The organism is Bradyrhizobium sp. 17, assembly GCF_023073515.1.
GTDB lineage: Bacteria > Pseudomonadota > Alphaproteobacteria > Rhizobiales > Xanthobacteraceae > Bradyrhizobium > Bradyrhizobium canariense_D.
Window position 1 is genome coordinate 84,479 of the sequence record NZ_JADPJQ010000120.1, and the last position, 16,066, is coordinate 100,544.

General features: G+C 64.2%; 17 protein-coding genes. 13 read left to right on the forward strand and 4 right to left on the reverse strand.

All coding sequences use genetic code 11. The features are described from left to right. The first annotated feature begins 43 nt into the window (after positions 1–43). The 6 genes from IVB13_RS29540 to IVB13_RS29565 all read left to right on the forward strand — a co-directional run bounded on the left by IVB13_RS29540 (position 44) and on the right by IVB13_RS29565 (position 5,927). On the forward strand, positions 44–655 hold the full coding sequence (locus IVB13_RS29540) for a glutathione S-transferase family protein (protein ID WP_018457568.1): 612 nt from the start codon (positions 44–46) through the stop codon (positions 653–655). A gap of 15 nt (positions 656–670) precedes the next feature. Continuing rightward, a complete protein-coding gene (locus tag IVB13_RS29545; protein ID WP_018457569.1) occupies positions 671–1,540 on the forward strand; it encodes an MBL fold metallo-hydrolase in 870 nt (289 codons plus the stop codon). Positions 1,541–1,674: 134 nt separating this feature from the next. Next, entirely contained in the window at positions 1,675–2,826 is a 1,152-nt protein-coding gene (locus tag IVB13_RS29550; RefSeq protein ID WP_026233401.1) for an alpha/beta hydrolase, read from the forward strand. A 62-nt stretch (positions 2,827–2,888) separates the two neighbouring features. Beyond that, on the forward strand, positions 2,889–3,860 hold the full coding sequence (mbfA, locus tag IVB13_RS29555; protein ID WP_018457571.1) for an iron exporter MbfA: 972 nt from the start codon (positions 2,889–2,891) through the stop codon (positions 3,858–3,860). 230 nt (positions 3,861–4,090) lie between these two features. After that, positions 4,091–5,563 carry an amidase gene (locus tag IVB13_RS29560; protein ID WP_018457572.1) on the forward strand — a complete coding sequence of 491 codons (1,473 nt, stop codon included), beginning with the start codon at positions 4,091–4,093 and terminating at the stop codon, positions 5,561–5,563. 10 nt (positions 5,564–5,573) lie between these two features. Continuing rightward, positions 5,574–5,927: a nuclear transport factor 2 family protein gene (locus IVB13_RS29565; protein ID WP_018457573.1), complete on the forward strand. Its 354-nt coding sequence runs from the start codon at positions 5,574–5,576 to the stop codon at positions 5,925–5,927. Between the two features lie 57 nt (positions 5,928–5,984). On the opposite strand, the gene IVB13_RS29570 is transcribed toward IVB13_RS29565, so the two are convergent. Further along, on the reverse strand, positions 5,985–6,467 hold the full coding sequence (locus tag IVB13_RS29570; RefSeq protein ID WP_018457574.1) for a CinA family protein: 483 nt from the start codon (positions 6,465–6,467) through the stop codon (positions 5,985–5,987). 169 nt (positions 6,468–6,636) lie between these two features. Between IVB13_RS29570 and IVB13_RS29575 the strand changes: the two genes are divergently transcribed. The 3 genes from IVB13_RS29575 to IVB13_RS29585 are packed head-to-tail and all read left to right on the forward strand — an operon-like array spanning position 6,637 to position 9,241. Continuing rightward, entirely contained in the window at positions 6,637–7,695 is a 1,059-nt protein-coding gene (locus IVB13_RS29575) for an amidohydrolase family protein (protein WP_018457575.1), read from the forward strand. Between the two features lie 23 nt (positions 7,696–7,718). Next, positions 7,719–8,828: an amidohydrolase family protein gene (locus IVB13_RS29580; RefSeq protein WP_018457576.1), complete on the forward strand. Its 1,110-nt coding sequence runs from the start codon at positions 7,719–7,721 to the stop codon at positions 8,826–8,828. Beyond that, positions 8,828–9,241 carry a Rieske (2Fe-2S) protein gene (locus tag IVB13_RS29585; RefSeq protein ID WP_018457577.1) on the forward strand — a complete coding sequence of 138 codons (414 nt, stop codon included), beginning with the start codon at positions 8,828–8,830 and terminating at the stop codon, positions 9,239–9,241. Before IVB13_RS29580 ends, IVB13_RS29585 begins: the two co-directional genes overlap by 1 nt. Positions 9,242–9,278: 37 nt before the next feature. Here IVB13_RS29585 and IVB13_RS29590 read toward each other — a convergent pair whose 3' ends face one another. After that, positions 9,279–10,178, reverse strand: a complete 900-nt coding sequence (locus IVB13_RS29590; protein ID WP_026233402.1) for a transcriptional regulator GcvA — start codon at positions 10,176–10,178, stop codon at positions 9,279–9,281. A gap of 110 nt (positions 10,179–10,288) precedes the next feature. On the opposite strand from IVB13_RS29590, the gene IVB13_RS29595 reads away from it, so the two are divergent. Next, a complete protein-coding gene (locus IVB13_RS29595; protein ID WP_007599575.1) occupies positions 10,289–10,492 on the forward strand; it encodes a DUF1127 domain-containing protein in 204 nt (67 codons plus the stop codon). An 80-nt stretch (positions 10,493–10,572) separates the two neighbouring features. Beyond that, entirely contained in the window at positions 10,573–11,196 is a 624-nt protein-coding gene (locus IVB13_RS29600) for a GNAT family N-acetyltransferase (RefSeq protein ID WP_018457580.1), read from the forward strand. Positions 11,197–11,247: 51 nt separating this feature from the next. Here IVB13_RS29600 and IVB13_RS29605 read toward each other — a convergent pair whose 3' ends face one another. Together IVB13_RS29605 and IVB13_RS29610 are read right to left on the reverse strand one after the other, a co-directional pair. Then, complete coding sequence (locus IVB13_RS29605) at positions 11,248–12,078, reverse strand: enoyl-CoA hydratase (RefSeq protein ID WP_018457581.1); 831 nt, start codon at positions 12,076–12,078, stop codon at positions 11,248–11,250. A 111-nt stretch (positions 12,079–12,189) separates the two neighbouring features. Continuing rightward, positions 12,190–12,891 carry an SDR family NAD(P)-dependent oxidoreductase gene (locus IVB13_RS29610; protein WP_018457582.1) on the reverse strand — a complete coding sequence of 234 codons (702 nt, stop codon included), beginning with the start codon at positions 12,889–12,891 and terminating at the stop codon, positions 12,190–12,192. A gap of 231 nt (positions 12,892–13,122) precedes the next feature. Here IVB13_RS29610 and IVB13_RS29615 point away from each other — a divergent pair, with 231 nt between their 5' ends. Further along, the gene (locus IVB13_RS29615) at positions 13,123–14,907 is read left to right on the forward strand and encodes an acyl-CoA dehydrogenase family protein (RefSeq protein ID WP_026233403.1); all 1,785 of its coding nucleotides are present in this window, start codon (positions 13,123–13,125) and stop codon (positions 14,905–14,907) included. Positions 14,908–14,951: 44 nt separating this feature from the next. Next, positions 14,952–16,040: a Zn-dependent alcohol dehydrogenase gene (locus IVB13_RS29620; RefSeq protein WP_018457585.1), complete on the forward strand. Its 1,089-nt coding sequence runs from the start codon at positions 14,952–14,954 to the stop codon at positions 16,038–16,040. The last annotated feature ends 26 nt before the right edge of the window (positions 16,041–16,066 follow it).

Below are 16,066 nucleotides of genomic sequence, written 5' to 3' on the forward strand. Positions count from 1 at the left end.
ACGAGACACCATTTGCTCAAGACCGATCGCAGGGAATTGTCCCATGAAGCTCACCTTCTCCCCCGCCTCGCCCTTTGCCCGCAAGGTGCGCATCGCCGCGATCGAGCTCGGGCTGATCGACAAGATCGAACTCACGCCGGCGAGCGTCGCGCCCGGCACGGCCAACGAGGACTATTCACGCATCACGCCGCTGAAAAAGCTGCCGGTGCTGATCACCAATGACGGCGACGTCATCCTGGACTCGTATGTCATCGTCGAATACCTCAACGAGATGGCCGGCGGCAGCCTGATCCCCGATTACGGTCCGCGGCGCTGGAAGGCCAAGACCAATCATTCCCTGATCAACGGCATGCTCGATTCCATGCTGCTGTGCCGCTACGAGAAGATGGTGCGACCGCAGGGCCTGCAATGGCAGGCGTGGTCGGACGACCATTGGAATCGGGCCTGGACCGGCATGGCGCGCTTCGAGAACATGCCCGATGTCCTCAACGGTCCGTTCGACATCTCGCAGATCGGCCTCGTCTGCGTGCTCGGCTATGCCGACTTCCGCTTCGCCGATTGCGGCTGGCGCAAGGCCTATCCGAAGCTCGATGCCTTCCATCAAAAGATGCTCGAGCGGCCCTCCGTGAAGATCTCGGTGCCGCCGGCGGCGTAAAGCGCGGGAGTTCATATGAGCCTGAAATACGCGGTCGGCGATCTCACCATCCATCGCATCATCGAGCAGGAAACCTCGTTCGTCCCGGCGCTGGAGATGTTGCCGGGGCTGACACCGGAGCTGCTGGCCGAGAACCGCGCGTGGATGAGGGAGGCGAAAGCCTTGGATGACGGCGACACATTGATGCTGTGCTTCCAGTCCTATGTGATCAAGACGCCGCACCACACCATTCTGGTCGACAGCTGCATCGGCAACGACAAGCCGCGGCCGCAGCGCCCGAAATGGAACATGAAGACCGACGACACCTATCTGCGCGGACTCAACGCTGCCGGATTCTCGCCTGACGACATCGACTTCGTGATGTGCACGCATCTGCATGTCGATCACGTCGGCTGGAACACGCGTCTGGAGAACGGCCGCTGGGTGCCGACCTTCCCGAAAGCGCGCTACGTCTTCGCCAAGCAGGAGTTCGATCATTGGACCGAGCAGAACGCGAAGGCGGAGGTGCCGCCCTTCGCCGACAGCGTGCTGCCGGTGGTCGAGGCCAAACGCCACGAGCTTGTCGGCAACGATCACCAGATCGGCGATCACGTCCGCATCCTGCCGACGCCGGGCCACACGCCGGGCCATATCGCCATCACGATGGGCCACGGCAAGGACGACGCCGTGTTCTCCGGCGACCTCATGCACTCACCGATCCAGACGCTCTATCCGGAGCTGTCGGTCAAGTTCGACCTCGATCAAGCCAGGGCGGCAACGACGCGCCGCAGCTTCCTGGAACGCTATTGCGACACCGACACGCTGTGCTGCACCGCGCATTTCCCGTCGCCGTCCGTTGGGAAGATCCGGCGCAAGGGCAGTGGCTTCGTATGCGCGGCGGTGTAGTCGAATGGCGCAATCGTAGGGTGGGCAAAGCGAAGCGTGCCCACCATGCCAAACGCGTTGTAGAATGATGGTAGGCACGGCGCGCGAAGCGCGCCTTTGCCCTCCTTACGATTCCACCCGTGTGGAGAAAGCAAATGACAATGCTCCCCGACATCCCGCTCCCCGCCGGCATCCGCTCACGCTATGTCGACGATATCAACGGCCTGCGCATGCATGTGCTGGAGGCCGGCTTCGAGACCAAGGGGCGGCCCTGCACCCTGCTGCTGCACGGCTTTCCCGAGCTTGCCTTCTCCTGGCGAAAGGTGATGCCGGCGCTGAGCTCGGCTGGCTATCACGTGATCGCGCCGGACCAGCGCGGCTATGGCCGGACGACGGGATGGAGCGCGGAGTATGACGGCGATCTCGCGCCCTTTTCGCTCTTCAACCTGGTGCGGGATGCGCTCGGGCTGGTGTCGGCGTTCGGCTACAGGCAAGTCGACGTGGTCGGACATGATTTCGGCAGCCCAGTCGCGGCCTGGTGCGCGCTGATGCGGCCCGACGTATTTCGTTCGGTGACGATGATGAGCGCGCCATTCGGCGGAGCGCCGCCGCTGCCGTTCAACACGGTCGACACGCCGGTAAAGCCAGCGGCCGAAGACCCCGTGCATCGCGAGCTCGCCGCCTTGCCGCGTCCACGCAAGCATTATCAATGGTACTATGCGACACGCCCGGCCAATGCCGACATGCACCGCGCGCCACAGGGCGTGCATGATTTCCTGCGCGCCTACTATCATCACAAGAGCGCGGACTGGACCGACAACAAGCCATATCCGCTGAAATCCTGGTCGGCGAACGAGCTTGCGAAGCTGCCGACCTATTATGTGATGGACCTGAACGAGACCATGGCCGAGACGGTCGCGAAGGAGATGCCCTCGCAGGCCGCAATCGCCGCCAATCAATGGCTGCCCGACCGCGAGCTCGGCTACTACAGCGCCGAATATGGCCGCACTGGATTCCAGGGCGGCCTGCAATGGTACCGCTGCGGCACATCGGGCGCATTCAACAGCCAGCTCCAATTGCTGGCCGGCCGCAACATCGACATCCCCTCCTGCTTCATCTCGGGCAAGCAGGATTGGGGCACCTATCAGCGTCCCGGCGTATTCGAGGCCATGCAGGCGCGGGCCTGCACGAAGCTGCTGGGCTGCCACCTCGTCGATGGCGCCGGTCACTGGGTGCAGCAGGAGCAGCCGGCCGAGGTGAGCCGCCTGCTGCTCGATTTCCTGGCGAAGAGCCGCGGCGTGGTTTGACCCGGTAACCCAAGCGCCCTATATAGTTTAGAATTATTCTAAACTAATCAGACAGGGCCGCCGTGAAGAATTTTGCCGATCTGACCGAGCGCGAGGTGCTTGCGGTCGCAATCTCCTCCGAGGAGGAGGACAGCCGCATCTACATGAGCTTCGCCGAAGACTTGAAGGAGCGCTATCCGGACTCCGCCAAGATCTTCGAACAGATGGCCGAGGAAGAGCGCGGCCATCGCCACATGCTGCTGGAAATGTACGAGCAGCGCTTCGGTCCGCATTTGCCCCCGATCCGCCGCGAGGACGTCAAAGGCTTCCTGCGCCGCCGTCCGGTCTGGCTCACCAAAAACCTGTCGCTCGACACCATCCGCAAGGAGGTCGAGACAATGGAATTGCAGGCCGAGCGCTTTTACGTGAAGGCCGCTGAACAGGCGCAGGATGTCGGCGTGCGCCGCCTGCTCGGCGATCTGGCCGAGGCCGAGAAGGGCCACGAAGAGGTGGCGGCGAAGCTGACGGATCGGATCCTGAGTTCAGACGTGCGCGCCGAGGAAGACCGCACCAACCGGCGCATGTTCGTGCTGCAATATGTGCAGCCAGGTCTCGCCGGCCTGATGGACGGCTCCGTCTCGACGCTGGCGCCGCTGTTTGCGGCTGCCTTCGCCACGCATCAGAATTGGCAAACATTTCTGGTCGGCCTCGCCGCCTCGATCGGTGCCGGCATCAGCATGGGCTTTGCGGAAGCGCTGTCCGATGACGGCTCGCTGACCGGGCGTGGTTCGCCCTGGCTGCGCGGTCTCACCTGCGGCTTGATGACGACGCTAGGCGGGCTTGGGCACACCCTGCCCTATCTCGTGCCCGATAGCTGGGCCAACGCATTCTGGATCGCGACGGGAATCGCCGGAATTGTCGTGTTCTTCGAATTGTGGGCGATCGCCTTCATCCGCGCGCGCTACATGGACACGCCGTTCCTCCAGGCCGTGTTCCAGATCGTGCTCGGCGGCGCGATCGTGCTGGCGGTGGGGATATTGATCGGAGCGGCGTAGGACGCCTTCATGCCCCGGCTTGACCGGGCATCCAGCACGCCGCGACCTGTCCGTGTCCAATCGGCGCCGGTGGAATACTGGATCGCCCGGTCAAGCCGGGCGATAACTGCGAGTGGTTGCTTGGCTCACCGCGTTCCGTCTTGCTCAGATGTCAATCGCGATCAAACGGCGGTTGCGGTGCTGGGCCAAACTGCGCATCATTGTTCCACGCTAAGAACAGGAGATGCGGGATGGCCAAATCCGAATGGAGCTTCAAGAGCGCGGTCGAGCTGTCGGCGGCACTGACGGCCAAGAAGGTTTCCGCGGTCGAGCTCACGCAGGATGCGATCGACCGCATCGAACGGCACGACAGCAAGGTCAACGCGATCTGCGTCCGGGATTTCGACCGTGCGCTGGACGCCGCACGCGAGGCAGACGCCGCATTGGCGCGCGGCGAGCGAAAGCCGCTGCTCGGTCTCCCCATCACTGTGAAAGAATCCTACAACATCGCCGGCCTGCCCACGACCTGGGGCTGGACGCCGCAGAAAGATTTCAAGCCGGCGGAGGACGCGCTGTCGATCGCCCGGGTCAAGGAGGCCGGTGGCGTCATCCTCGGCAAGACCAACGTCCCCGTGGGCTTGGCGGATTGGCAGAGCTACAACGAGATCTACGGCACGACGAACAATCCGTTCGATCTCGGCCGCACGCCGGGTGGCTCGTCGGGCGGCTCGTCTGCGGCGCTCGCGGCAGGCTACGGACCACTCTCGCTTGGGTCCGACATCGGCGGCTCGTTGCGCGTGCCCGCCTTCCATTGCGGGGTCTATGCGCATAAGCCGACCTACAATCTCTGTCCAACGCGTGGCCACACGCCGCCGCCCTTTCCAGCCATCCCGATGGAGCGCGATATGGCGGTGATCGGTCCGATGGCGCGGAGCGCAGTCGACCTGCCCCTGCTCCTGGACGTGATGGCAGGCCCCGATCCGTTGGACCTGGGCATCGGATACAAGCTCGCGCTGCCGGAGGCGCGACACCGCGCGCTGAAGGATTTCCGGGTGCTGGTGATCGACAGCCATCCGCTGCTGCCTGCGAATGCAGATATTCGCGGCGCGATCGAAAAACTGGCGGGGCAATTGACGGGCACGGGCGCGCGCGTCGCGCGCGAAAGTCCGCTGTTTCCGGACTTCACGGAGGCTTCTCGCCTCTACATGCGCATGCTGATGAGCTTCCTCGGCGCCTTCCTTCCGCCGGACAATCTCGCGCGCGCGCGTGCCGGTGCAGCGCAGCTCTCACCCGACGACAAGAGTCTCGCTGCCGAACGGCTGCGTGGTATCACCAGCACGCATCAGGCCTGGGTATTCGACGAGGGCGCCCGCGCCGGCCTGCGCGCGCAATGGCGGCAATTGTTCAAGACATTCGATGCGGTGATCTGTCCGATCATGCCCACGCCGGCCTATCCGCATGATCATTCGCCGGAGCAGGAAAAGCGCCGAATCAACATCGATGGCAAGGACCACGCCTATCCGGACCAGCTTGCGTGGCCCGGCATCGCCACGCTGACGGGCCTGCCGGCAACGGCTGTTCCACTCGGCCTATCGAAGGACGGCCTGCCGGTCGGCGTGCAAATCATCGGGCCCTTCCTCGAGGACCACACGCCGTTGAAGCTCGCCGAGCTGATCGAACGCGAGTTCGGCGGGTTCGTGCCGCCGCCCTTGTTCAATGACTGAGAGAAACCCCATGAGCAACGACCTCGAACAGCTCACCGCGCTCAACCGCGACTATGTGGCCTCGGTGCAGAATTGCGACGTCAAGCGCTTCGACGAGATTTTGGCGCCGGAGTTCTACTGCTCCAATCCCGACAAGACGCTGGTCGATCGCGAGGCCTTCCTGAAGCAGACGGCGCGGCCGATTGCGATCCGAAACCTCAGAGAGCACGACGTCATCATCCGTATCATGGGTGATTTCGCCATCATCCACGCGGCAACGAGCTACACCAATGCGGACGGCCAGCAGGCCACCGGGCGCTATACCGATTGCTGGGCGAAGACGAACGGGACGTGGCTGGCGGTGTCGGCGCACGTGTCGCGGTAAAGAGCGCGTCACACCACACATTCTCCGGCACAGCCAGATATTCGGGAGGCCGCGAGCTCACCGCTCCAGATTCTTCAGCAGCAATTTCAGCGCTGTCGCTGCAAAGGTCTGCATATTGGCCAAGCGGTCGTTGCTGCCCGTCTCAAGCGTCATCACCTCGACTGCGGGCCCGGCGACCGCCATGCAGCTGTGGCCCGCCGCATCGCCGTAGCGATTGCCGGTGGGACCGGACGCCCCGGTCTCCGACAGGCCCCAATCGCAGTTGAAACGGCTGCGCATCTGCCCGGCCAGCAATTGCGCGTAGGGCTCCGAGGAGGAACGAAAGCCCTTCATTCCTTCGTCCGAAATATCCATCAGCACGCGCCTGGCATCGCGAGTGTAGACCACGGCCCCGCCGAGGAAATAAGCGGACGCGCCGGGCACCGCGAGAAGGCTGGCCGAGATCAGGCCGCCGGTCGAGGATTCCGCAACAGCAATGGTCTGTTTGCGCGCGATCAGCTTCGCTGCGACCTGTTCCGCAATGCCGACGAGCTCTTTCATTCCTTGACCCCTTATTGCTTCGCAACCGAGCTCGGCCTTTCTAGCATATGACAGCGCCGTTGGCCGAGTTGCAGCCAACGGGCAGGCCTGCTTGAATGGCGGCCAAAGGGCGGAGCGGCCAAGCTCTGCCCGCGGGAAAGACGCGACGAGGAAACGTGAAGGACACGTCATGGCGTCCCTGATCGCCGGCGGAGTGGATTGCGATGTGCATCCGGCCGTGCCGCATCTGACCAGCCTGCTGCCGTACCTGAACGAGTATTGGCGCGATCAGGTGACGACGCGCGGCATGGTCGATCTCATCTCGCAATCCTACCCGCAGAACTCGCCGATCACGGCGCGGCCCGACTGGCGCCCCGAAAGCGGCAAGCCGGGTGAAAGCCTGGCGGACATGCAGCGCCATGTGCTCGATCCCTTCCAGCTCTCGCACGCCATCTGCAATCCGCTCTACGGCGTGCAGATGGTGTTTTCAGAGGATCTGCAGGCCGCCTTCTGCCGCGCGCTGAACGACTGGCTCGTGAAGGAATGGCTCGATCGCGATCCGCGGCTGCGCGGCTCGATCGTGATCCCCACCCAAAGCGTCGAGAAGGCCGTCGCCGAGATCGAGCGCTGTGCGACGGACCGCCGCTTCGTGCAGGTGCTGATGCTCGTGATGGGCGATACGCCGCTCGGCAAGCGCGCGCTCTGGCCGATCTACGAGGCGGCGGAACGGCTGGAATTACCGATCGGCATTCATGCCGGTTCCGCCTATCACAATCCGCCGACCGCCGTGGGCTGGGGTTCCTACCACATCGAGGATTATGCCGGTCAGGCCCAGGCGTTCCAGACCCAGCTCACCAGCCTGATCGTCGAGGGCGTGTTCGTCAAATATCCGCGGCTGAAGATGGTGATGCTTGAATCCGGGGTGTCCTGGATCTCCCCATTTCTATGGCGCCTGCACAAGTTCTGGCGTGGGGTGCGGATGGAGACGCCGTGGGTTGATCGCGCGCCGCTGGACATTGTGCGCAGCAACATCCGCTTCTCGTTGCAGCCATTCGATGCACCGCCGGATGAGGCGACATTAATTCGCCTGTTTGATCATATGCAGTCCGACGAATTGGTCGTATTCTCCACCGACTATCCGCACTGGCAGTTCGACGGCCAGGAGGCGCTGCCCGCAGGTCTCACCCCCGATCTCGTGCGCAAGATCATGATCGATAATCCGCATGCGACCTATCCCCGCCTGACTTAGCCGCTGCCAAAGGAGGCAAGGCGATGAATATTCAGTTCCGCGAAAGCTCCGAAGCCGCTTCCCCACTGGCCGTCAAAACCGCGATCGCGGACTGCGACATCCATCCGGCACGCGCGACCCGCGCCGAGCTCTATCCCTACCTGGCCAAACGCTGGCAGCATCATCTCGAAGTGTACGGCGTCCATGCCTATCAGGGCATGATGGAAGGCCCGCCCTATCCGAAGGCCCAGCCCAACGCCTCGCGCCGCGACGCCTATCCGCCGGAAGGCGGGCCGCAGGGCTCCTCGCTGTCCTTCATGCAGAAGCAGCTGCTCGATCCCAACAACGTGCAGCTCGGCGTGCTCAATCCGCTCAACACCGGGCAAGGCATCCGCAATCACGAGCTTTCGGCGGCCTTGTGCTCGGCGATCAACGACTGGCAGATCGACAAATGGACCAGCAAGGACAAGCGGCTGAAGGCGTCCATCGTCGTCGGCAATGAGGACGGGCTGTCAGCCGCCGCGGAAATCCGCGAGCGTGCCGGCGACAAGAATTTCGTGCAGGTGCTGCTGCTCAGCCGCAATGTCGAGCCGCTCGGCCAGCGTCGCTACTGGCCTATCTATCAGGCTGCGGAAGAGGCCGGCCTTCCCGTCGGCGTCCACGCCTTCGGCTTCGGCGGCAACCCCATCACGCCGTCGGGCTGGCCCTCCTATTACATCGAGGAGATGGTCGGCCACTCGCAGTGCCAGCAATCGGCGCTCGCAAGCCTCGTGCTGGAGGGCGTGTTCGAGCGCTTCCCGAAGTTGAAGATGGTGATGATCGAGGCCGGCTTCGGCTGGGCGCCGTCGCTAGCATGGCGGCTCGACAAAGTCTGGCAGCGCCTGCGCAGCGAGGTGCCGCATGTCAAGCGGCCGCCGTCCGAATATATCCGCGAGCAGGTGTGGTGGACGACGCAGCCGATGGAGGATCCGGAGCGGCGCGAGGATCTGTTCGATGTCATCAAGTGGATCGGCTGGGACCGGCTACTGTTCGCGACCGACTATCCGCACTGGGATTACGACGAGCCGTCGCGCGTGCTGCCCGCGGGCGTCAGCGACGACGACCGCGAGGCCTTCTATCTCGGCAATGCGAAGAAGCTGTACGGGATCAGTTGATGGCGCGGCATGTGATTGCCGCGGTCGACGAGCTTCCGCCCGGCACGCGAAAATTTCTGGAGATCGACGGACGGCCGATCGCAATCTTCAACATCAAGGGTGAATATTTCGGCCTGATGAACCGCTGCCCGCATCAGGGCGCTGCGCTGTGCGAGGGACCCTTGATCGGGCTCGCGCAATCGAAGGATCCGGGCGAGATCGAATATACCAAGCTCGGCGAGATCATTCGCTGCCCCTGGCATGGCTGGGAGTTCGACATCCGCACCGGCCAGTCCTACTGCGACCCTCGCCGCTTCCGCGTGAAGGCCTACCCGGCCCATGTCGAGCCGGGTGCAAGCGTGGTGAAGGGGCCGTATGTCGCCGAGACGATACCCGTGAAGATCGAGAGCGACTACGTCGTGGTGGAGCTGTAGCGAGAAGCAGGTTGCGCGGACATGCGCCGGCACGATTTCAGGCCTTATTCCGCGTTGCCGCGATCATCCACTCACGGAATGCGGCGAGCTTCGGCGCTTCGCGGCGCCCCTCCGGCGCGACCAGGTAGAAGCCCGCATCGGCCGGCAGCGCGATCTTGAAGGGGACCACTAGTCGCCCCTTGGCGATGTCGTCCTGGACATAGGAGGTCCGCCCCATCGCCACGCCGATGCCGTCGATCGCGGCCTGGATGGTCATGAAGATCATGTCGAAGGTGATGCCGGGCTGCCTGGCGATGTCGGCCGGCAGACCCGCCGCCGTCAACCACAGCCGCCAGTCGTCGCTGTTGGCGTTGGAGGTGTGCAGCAGCATGTGGCTCTTGAGGTCCTCGGGACAGCGCAACGGCTTGTCGCCACGCAGCAGAGACGGGCTGCAGACCGGAAACAGCTCGTCCGCCATCAGCCAGTCGGCGCGCAAGCCCGGCCACTGGCCGCGCCCGTAGCGGATCGCGGCATCGACATTGTCGCGCTGGAAGTCGACGAGGCTGGTGGAGGTCGTGATACGGACGTCGATGCCGGGATGGTGCTCCTGGAAATCGGTCAGCCGCGGCAGCAGCCATTTTGCGGCGAGCGAAGCCAGCGTCGAGACCGTCAGCACCTTGTCATCGTCCTTGCGCAGCAGCCGATCGGTGGCAAGCCGGAGGTCGTTGAAGGCGGCGCGGACGCCCGGCAGATAGTCGCGCGCCTCGGCCGTCAGCGCCAGCGCGCGGTTCTGCCGGACGAACAGGCGGATGCCGAGCTCCTCCTCGAGCCTGCGGATCTGGTGGCTGATCGCGGTCTGGGTCACGTTCAGCTCGGACGCCGCCAGCGTGAAGCTGAGATGGCGCGCGGCGGCCTCAAAGGCCCGCAATCCATTCAGGGAGGGCAATCTGGCAGTCATCTGGCAGCAGGATACATGACGTTATTTCATGCGAAAGAGTACAAATTGTCGTTTGTCGCAGTGCACCCGGAAGCAGATATTAGCGGTCAACTTAGCTCCAGGAGCTGGCAATGTCTACTTTGACCCAGAATTCGATGACAAATCATCATGCGCCAGGGCTGATCCACCAGATCGGCGAGACGCTTCACGTTTGGCACGAGCGTTACCGGACCCGGCGTGAGCTCACCAACTGGTCCGCGCGCGACCTTCAGGACGTCGGACTGTCCTGGAGCGATGTCGCCTACGAGGCCGACAAACCCTTCTGGCGGGCCTGATTGGCCGCCAGGCCGGCGCCGCCTGACTGTGGGGGCGCCGGCGGTCCCTTTCCCCTTTGGTCCCCTTGGGGGCGCGTGTCATGAGCACCCTTCGCCTGGAAGATCTGAAGCAATATTCGGACACGCTGCGCACGCGACACGGCGAGGCGCTGCGCGTTCGTTTCGTCGAGCCGCGCGACACCGAGGAGCTCCAGCACTATTTTCGCTCGCTCTCGACGCGGTCCCGATACAACCGCTTCTTCGGCGCGATCAGCGAACTGCCGCAGGGCCTGCTGCACGAATTCCTTCAAATCGGCGAGCGCGAACGTTTTACCGTGGTGGCGACCATGATGGTCGACGGCTTCGAGACCATCGTCGCCGAAGCGCGCTATGCGCTGCATGCCGAAACCGCGACGCTTGAATTCGGTCTGTCGGTTGCCGACCGCTGGCAGGGCCACGGCATCGCCACCGTGCTGATGAAGAATCTTGAATGCCGCGCGGCCGCGCTCGGCGCCGACCACATGTTCGGCGACACGCTGCGCTCCAACGCCGCCATGATCTCGGTCGCGCGTAAATCGGACTTCGCCTTCGTCAACCATCCGGACGACTGGAAGCTAGTGCGCTTCGACAAGGAGATCTCCGTCGCACCGAAAGACATTCCCTGCGCGAGCTGGCGCCTCGTCGCTCTTTCCCGTCAGGCCGATAGCCCCTCAGCCTCGGCCTGACACCACTCGAGCCCGGCCTGGCGAAAACCAGAGCCGGGCATTTTTGCGCCGCTACTTCCCCGTGAACACCGCCTTGCGTTTCTCGATGAAGGCCTGCACCGCTTCCTTGTGATCGGCGGTCGTGGTCAGGCGAACCAGACGTTCGGCCTCGTGGTCGCGCGCGGTCTCGAAGTCGAACAGCAGGGCCTCGTCGAGATTGTCCTTCATGTAGCGCAACGCGAGGCGCGGACCTTCAGCGAGGGATTTTGCCAGTGCAAAGGCCTCCGCCTGCAATTTGTCATCGGGCACCACGCGGTTGACGAGGCCGATGGCCTCGCACCTGACAGCATCGACCCGATCGCCGGTGAACAGCAGCTCGCGCGCCCGCGCGGTGCCGACGAGGCGCGTCAACAGCCACGCGATGCCATAGTCGCCGGACAGCGCGATGCGCGCATAGCCGGTGGCCACGAAGGCCGATTGCGCGGCAATGCGGATATCGCAGGCCATGGCGATGGCGAGCCCCGCGCCGACCGCCGGCCCCGGCAGCGCCGCGATGGTCGGCTTGCGCACCGACACCAGCGCGCCGGTGAGCAGGCGCTGCCGCTCCTGGAGATCGGCGACCTTGTCGTCAAAGGACATCTCCAGCTTCTTCGGGTCGCGATGCGCGCCCATGCCCTTGACGTTGCCGCCGGCGCAGAACGCTTCGCCGGCGCCGGTGATCAGCAGCGCGCCGACATCGGGGTTCTCGCCGCAGGAGCGGATCATCGTACGCAGCGCCGGGGTCAGCGCGTCCGACAGCGAGTTGCGCGCCTCGGGCCGGTTCAGCGTGATCAATGCGACGCGATCGCGGATCACGCAGAGGAGTTCACTGGTGCCGGTATCGATGGTGGTTTCCGTGGACATGATTCCCGCCCTTGTAGGATGGGCAAAGCGAAGCGTGCCCACCAATTGCTGTTTCGTCGTTGATAGTGGGCACGGCGCTATGCGCCTTTGCCCACCCTACGGCAGCTTGCCTCAAAACTTCTCCACCCAGGGCCGCAGCTCCAGCTCCCAGCTCCAGGCGCTGCGCGGCTGCTGCAACACGTTCCAGTAGCTCTCCGCGATGGCATCGGGATCGAGCATTGAATCCGGCTTCTCCGGCGCTTCCGTGCGCGCTGCGCTCCTGATGCCGCCATCGATCACGAAATGGGCGACATGGATGCCTTGCGGCGACAATTCGCGCGCCATGCTCTGCGCGAGCCCGCGCAGTGCGAACTTGCCCATCGCGAACGGCGCGGACTGCGCATAGCCCTTGACGCTTGCCGAAGCGCCGGTGAACAGGATCGCGCCGTGCTGGTTCGGCAGCATGCGCCTGGCCGCTTGCTGCGCCACCAGGAAGCCGCCATAGGCACTGACCGCAATGGCGTTCGCCACGTCGGCCGGAACGAGATCGACGAACGGCCCGCGCGCGCGGCCGCTGGCGTTGTAGACGACCACGTCGGGCATGCCGATCTCGCGTTCGACCAGGCCAAACAGGCGTTCGACCGCATCAGGCTCGGTGGCGTTGCAGGCATAGGCCTTGGCGCCGGTCTCGCTGCAGAGCGCGCCGAGCTTCTCGATTTTTCGCGCGGCCAGCGCGACGCGGATGCCCTGGGCGGACAACAACCGCGCCAGCGAGGCGCTCAGGCCTTCGCCGGCGCCGACGATGAGGGCGATCTTGTATTTCGGGTGTTCCATGGCGTGATCTCTCGAAGACGGGAAGCCGCTGATCTATGCACGGTCCGCGCGGACAACCAGCCGGGACGATCATAATTCCGCAGAGCGAATTGCGCCCTCACGGCGATCATGCCTCCCTGACAATTTGCGGCTTTATCCGCTTTCGCGACTGGAGCATGATCGACATCATCACAAGCGGCAAGCGCCAAATCAGCGCAAAATGACCGCAAGGCGGAAACGAAGAGGATGATCATGCGACAGCCGGCCCCCGCGCAGCCAAAACAGGTCGCGGCCGCACCATCCGGACTGCTGGCTCCCGATACCACCGGCATGAATTTCTACCGCGCCGATCAGGCACTCACCGATCTCCTCCGCATTCATCTACCGGAGACGCTATTCCGCCACATCGAGCCGCATCTCGATCGGCTGGGCGAACTCGCCGGCGGCGTGCTCGATGAATGCGCGCGGCTCGCCGACCGGCACACACCGGTGCTGCACCAGCGCGACAAGTTCGGTCGCGACGTGCAGTGGATCGAATACCACCCGGCCTATCGCGAGCTGGAGAAGGCCGCCTTCGGCGAGTTCGGCATCCACGCGCTCTCGATCCGCAAGGGCATCATGGGCTGGCCGGACAAATATCCTGTCGTCGCCAAGCACGCCTTCACCTTCCTGTTCAACCAGACCGAATTCGGCATGGGTTGCCCGATCAACGTAACCGACGGCTGCGCCAAGCTGCTCGCGAATTTCGGCAGCGAGGCGCTGAAGGCGAAATATCTCGACGGACTAACCCAGACCGACATGAGCAAGCTGACCCAGGGCGGCCAGTTCATGACCGAGAAGGAAGGCGGCTCCGATGTCGGCACGCTGACCACGACGGCCGTGCAGGAAGGCGACCATTGGCGCCTCACCGGCGAAAAATGGTTCTGCTCGAACGCCGACGCAAAGATCGTGATGCTGCTGGCGCGCCCCGAAGGTGCCGGCCCCGGCACGCGCGGAGTCGGCCTGTTTCTGATGCCGCGCTTCCTCGACGACGGCTCGCAGAACCACTACCGGATCGTGCGTCTGAAGGACAAGCTCGGCACGCGCTCGATGGCCTCGGGTGAAATCAAGCTCGAAGGCGCGATCGCCTACGCGGTCGGCAAGCTCGACCGCGGCTTCGTGCAGATGGCCGAGATGGTGAACTCGTCGCGGCTCTCAAATGGCGTCAAATCCACCGCGCTGATGCGGCGGGCCTACCATGACGCGATGACGGTGGCGAAAAACCGCGTGGTGTTCGGCAACCGCATCATCGACTTGCCGCTAGGTCGGCGCCAGATGCTGAAGATCATGCTGCCGGTCGAGCAGGCGTTGTCGATGAGCTTTCTCACTGCGGACGCGCTCGACCGCGCCGAGGCCGGCAGCCAGGATGCGGCCGCACTGCTGCGCATCCTGACGCCGACCTTGAAATTCCGCGCCACCCGCGATGCGCGAAAGGTCTGTGGCGATGCGCTCGAGATGCGCGGCGGCATCGGCTATATCGAGGAATTCGCGACCGCCCGCCTGCTCCGCGACGCGCATCTCGGTTCGGTCTGGGAAGGCACCGGCAACATCGTCGCGATCGATGCGCTGAGGCGTGCGGTCGGCCGCCACGGCGCCGAATCCGCGCTGGCCGCCGATCTGCATGCTCGCCTCGATGACAGCCCCTCGGTGCCGCAGGCCTGGCGCGACCGGCTGCACACGCTCACCGATCGTGCGGTGGGCTTCGCACGCGAGGTCGCGGGAAAGGCCGACAATGAGGCCGATGCGCGCCGCGCCACCAGCCTGCTCTATCATGTCGCCGGTGCCGTCGCGCTCGCCTGGGAGGCGCATCGTATTCACGACATGCGGGGCGATGCGCGCAGGCTGTTGTTGTCGCGGCTGGTGATCGATCACCGGGTGTCGCCGAGCGATCCGTTCCGGCTGACGGAAAATGCCGTGCAGCAGAAGATCGCGGCGCTGCTGCTCGGCGATCGTGCAGGCAGCATGAGCGAGGTTGGCGAACTGGTCCTGGCAGCGTAGGCTGCACCCACGTTCGAAGCAAAAAAAGCGATAGGGAGTGCTCGATGAAGGCGGCCGTCCTCCATGAAGTCAACAAGCCCCTAGTCATCGAGGATGTCAGCCTGCCGAAGCCCGGCCCGCGCGAGGTCCTGATCCGGACCTCGGCCGCAGGTCTCTGCCACTCCGATCTGCACTTCATGGAAGGCCTTTATCCGCATCCGCTGCCCGCGGTGCTCGGGCACGAGTCGGCCGGTGTCGTCGAGCAGGTCGGCTCCGACGTCACCTATGTGAAGCCCGGTGATCATGTCGTCACCTGTCTTTCGGTATTCTGCGGCACCTGCGACAACTGCACCACGGGCCGCACGGTGCTCTGCACCGACACCACGGTGAAATTGCTGCCGGGGGTGTCCAATCGGATGCAATGGGCTCGCTCCGAGAAGCTGCATCAGTTCCTCAACCTCTCGTCCTTCGCCGAGCAGATGCTGGTGCACGAGAACGCGATCGTCAAAATCCGCAAGGAGATGCCGCTCGATCTGGCCGCGCTGATCGGCTGCGGCGTCATCACCGGCTACGGCGCGGTCGTGAACACGGCGAAGGTGACGGCCGGCGAGACCGTGGCCGTGATCGGCTGCGGCGGTGTCGGCATGGCCGCGATCAACGGCGCGCAGATCGCGGGCGCCGGCCGCATCATTGCCATCGACACCAACCCGGCCAAGCTCCAGCTCGCGACCAAGCTGGGCGCCACCGACATCATTAATCCGGCAGACGGCGACGTCGTGAAGCAGGTGCGCGATCTCACCAATGGCGGCGTGCATCATTCCTTCGAGGTGCTCGGCCGCAAGGAGACCGCGGAGCAGGCCTTCGGCATGCTCGCCTCGGGCGGCACGGCCACCATCGTCGGCATGATTCCGTTCGGCCAGAAGATCGAGCTGCACGGCTTCGACTTCCTGCGCGAGCGCAGGATCCAGGGCTCATCGATGGGCTCGAACCATTTTCGCGTCGACATGCCGCGGCTGGTGGATTTCTACCTGCGCGGCCGGCTGCATCTGGAAGACTGGATCTCGGCCAAGCTGAAGCTCTCCGAGATCAACGAAGGGTTTGCCAACATGAAGGCCGGCAAGACGCTGCGCAGCGTGATCATGTTTGACAGCTGATGGCTCGATGACGCGGGTCGCCCAGG

Excerpts from the sequence above, each read along its gene's own strand:
- IVB13_RS29540 (WP_018457568.1), top strand. The coding sequence starts at position 44 with ATGAAGCTCACCTTCTCCCCCGCCTCGCCCTTTGCCCGCAAGGTGCGC.
- IVB13_RS29545 (WP_018457569.1), top strand. The coding sequence starts at position 671 with ATGAGCCTGAAATACGCGGTCGGCGATCTCACCATCCATCGCATCATC.
- IVB13_RS29550 (WP_026233401.1), top strand. The coding sequence starts at position 1,675 with ATGACAATGCTCCCCGACATCCCGCTCCCCGCCGGCATCCGCTCACGC.
- IVB13_RS29560 (WP_018457572.1), top strand. The coding sequence starts at position 4,091 with ATGGCCAAATCCGAATGGAGCTTCAAGAGCGCGGTCGAGCTGTCGGCG.
- IVB13_RS29565 (WP_018457573.1), top strand. The coding sequence starts at position 5,574 with ATGAGCAACGACCTCGAACAGCTCACCGCGCTCAACCGCGACTATGTG.
- IVB13_RS29570 (WP_018457574.1), bottom strand. The coding sequence starts at position 6,467 with ATGAAAGAGCTCGTCGGCATTGCGGAACAGGTCGCAGCGAAGCTGATC.
- IVB13_RS29575 (WP_018457575.1), top strand. The coding sequence starts at position 6,637 with ATGGCGTCCCTGATCGCCGGCGGAGTGGATTGCGATGTGCATCCGGCC.
- IVB13_RS29580 (WP_018457576.1), top strand. The coding sequence starts at position 7,719 with ATGAATATTCAGTTCCGCGAAAGCTCCGAAGCCGCTTCCCCACTGGCC.
- IVB13_RS29585 (WP_018457577.1), top strand. The coding sequence starts at position 8,828 with ATGGCGCGGCATGTGATTGCCGCGGTCGACGAGCTTCCGCCCGGCACG.
- IVB13_RS29590 (WP_026233402.1), bottom strand. The coding sequence starts at position 10,178 with ATGACTGCCAGATTGCCCTCCCTGAATGGATTGCGGGCCTTTGAGGCC.
- IVB13_RS29595 (WP_007599575.1), top strand. The coding sequence starts at position 10,289 with ATGTCTACTTTGACCCAGAATTCGATGACAAATCATCATGCGCCAGGG.
- IVB13_RS29600 (WP_018457580.1), top strand. The coding sequence starts at position 10,573 with ATGAGCACCCTTCGCCTGGAAGATCTGAAGCAATATTCGGACACGCTG.
- IVB13_RS29605 (WP_018457581.1), bottom strand. The coding sequence starts at position 12,078 with ATGTCCACGGAAACCACCATCGATACCGGCACCAGTGAACTCCTCTGC.
- IVB13_RS29610 (WP_018457582.1), bottom strand. The coding sequence starts at position 12,891 with ATGGAACACCCGAAATACAAGATCGCCCTCATCGTCGGCGCCGGCGAA.
- IVB13_RS29615 (WP_026233403.1), top strand. The coding sequence starts at position 13,123 with ATGCGACAGCCGGCCCCCGCGCAGCCAAAACAGGTCGCGGCCGCACCA.
- IVB13_RS29620 (WP_018457585.1), top strand. The coding sequence starts at position 14,952 with ATGAAGGCGGCCGTCCTCCATGAAGTCAACAAGCCCCTAGTCATCGAG.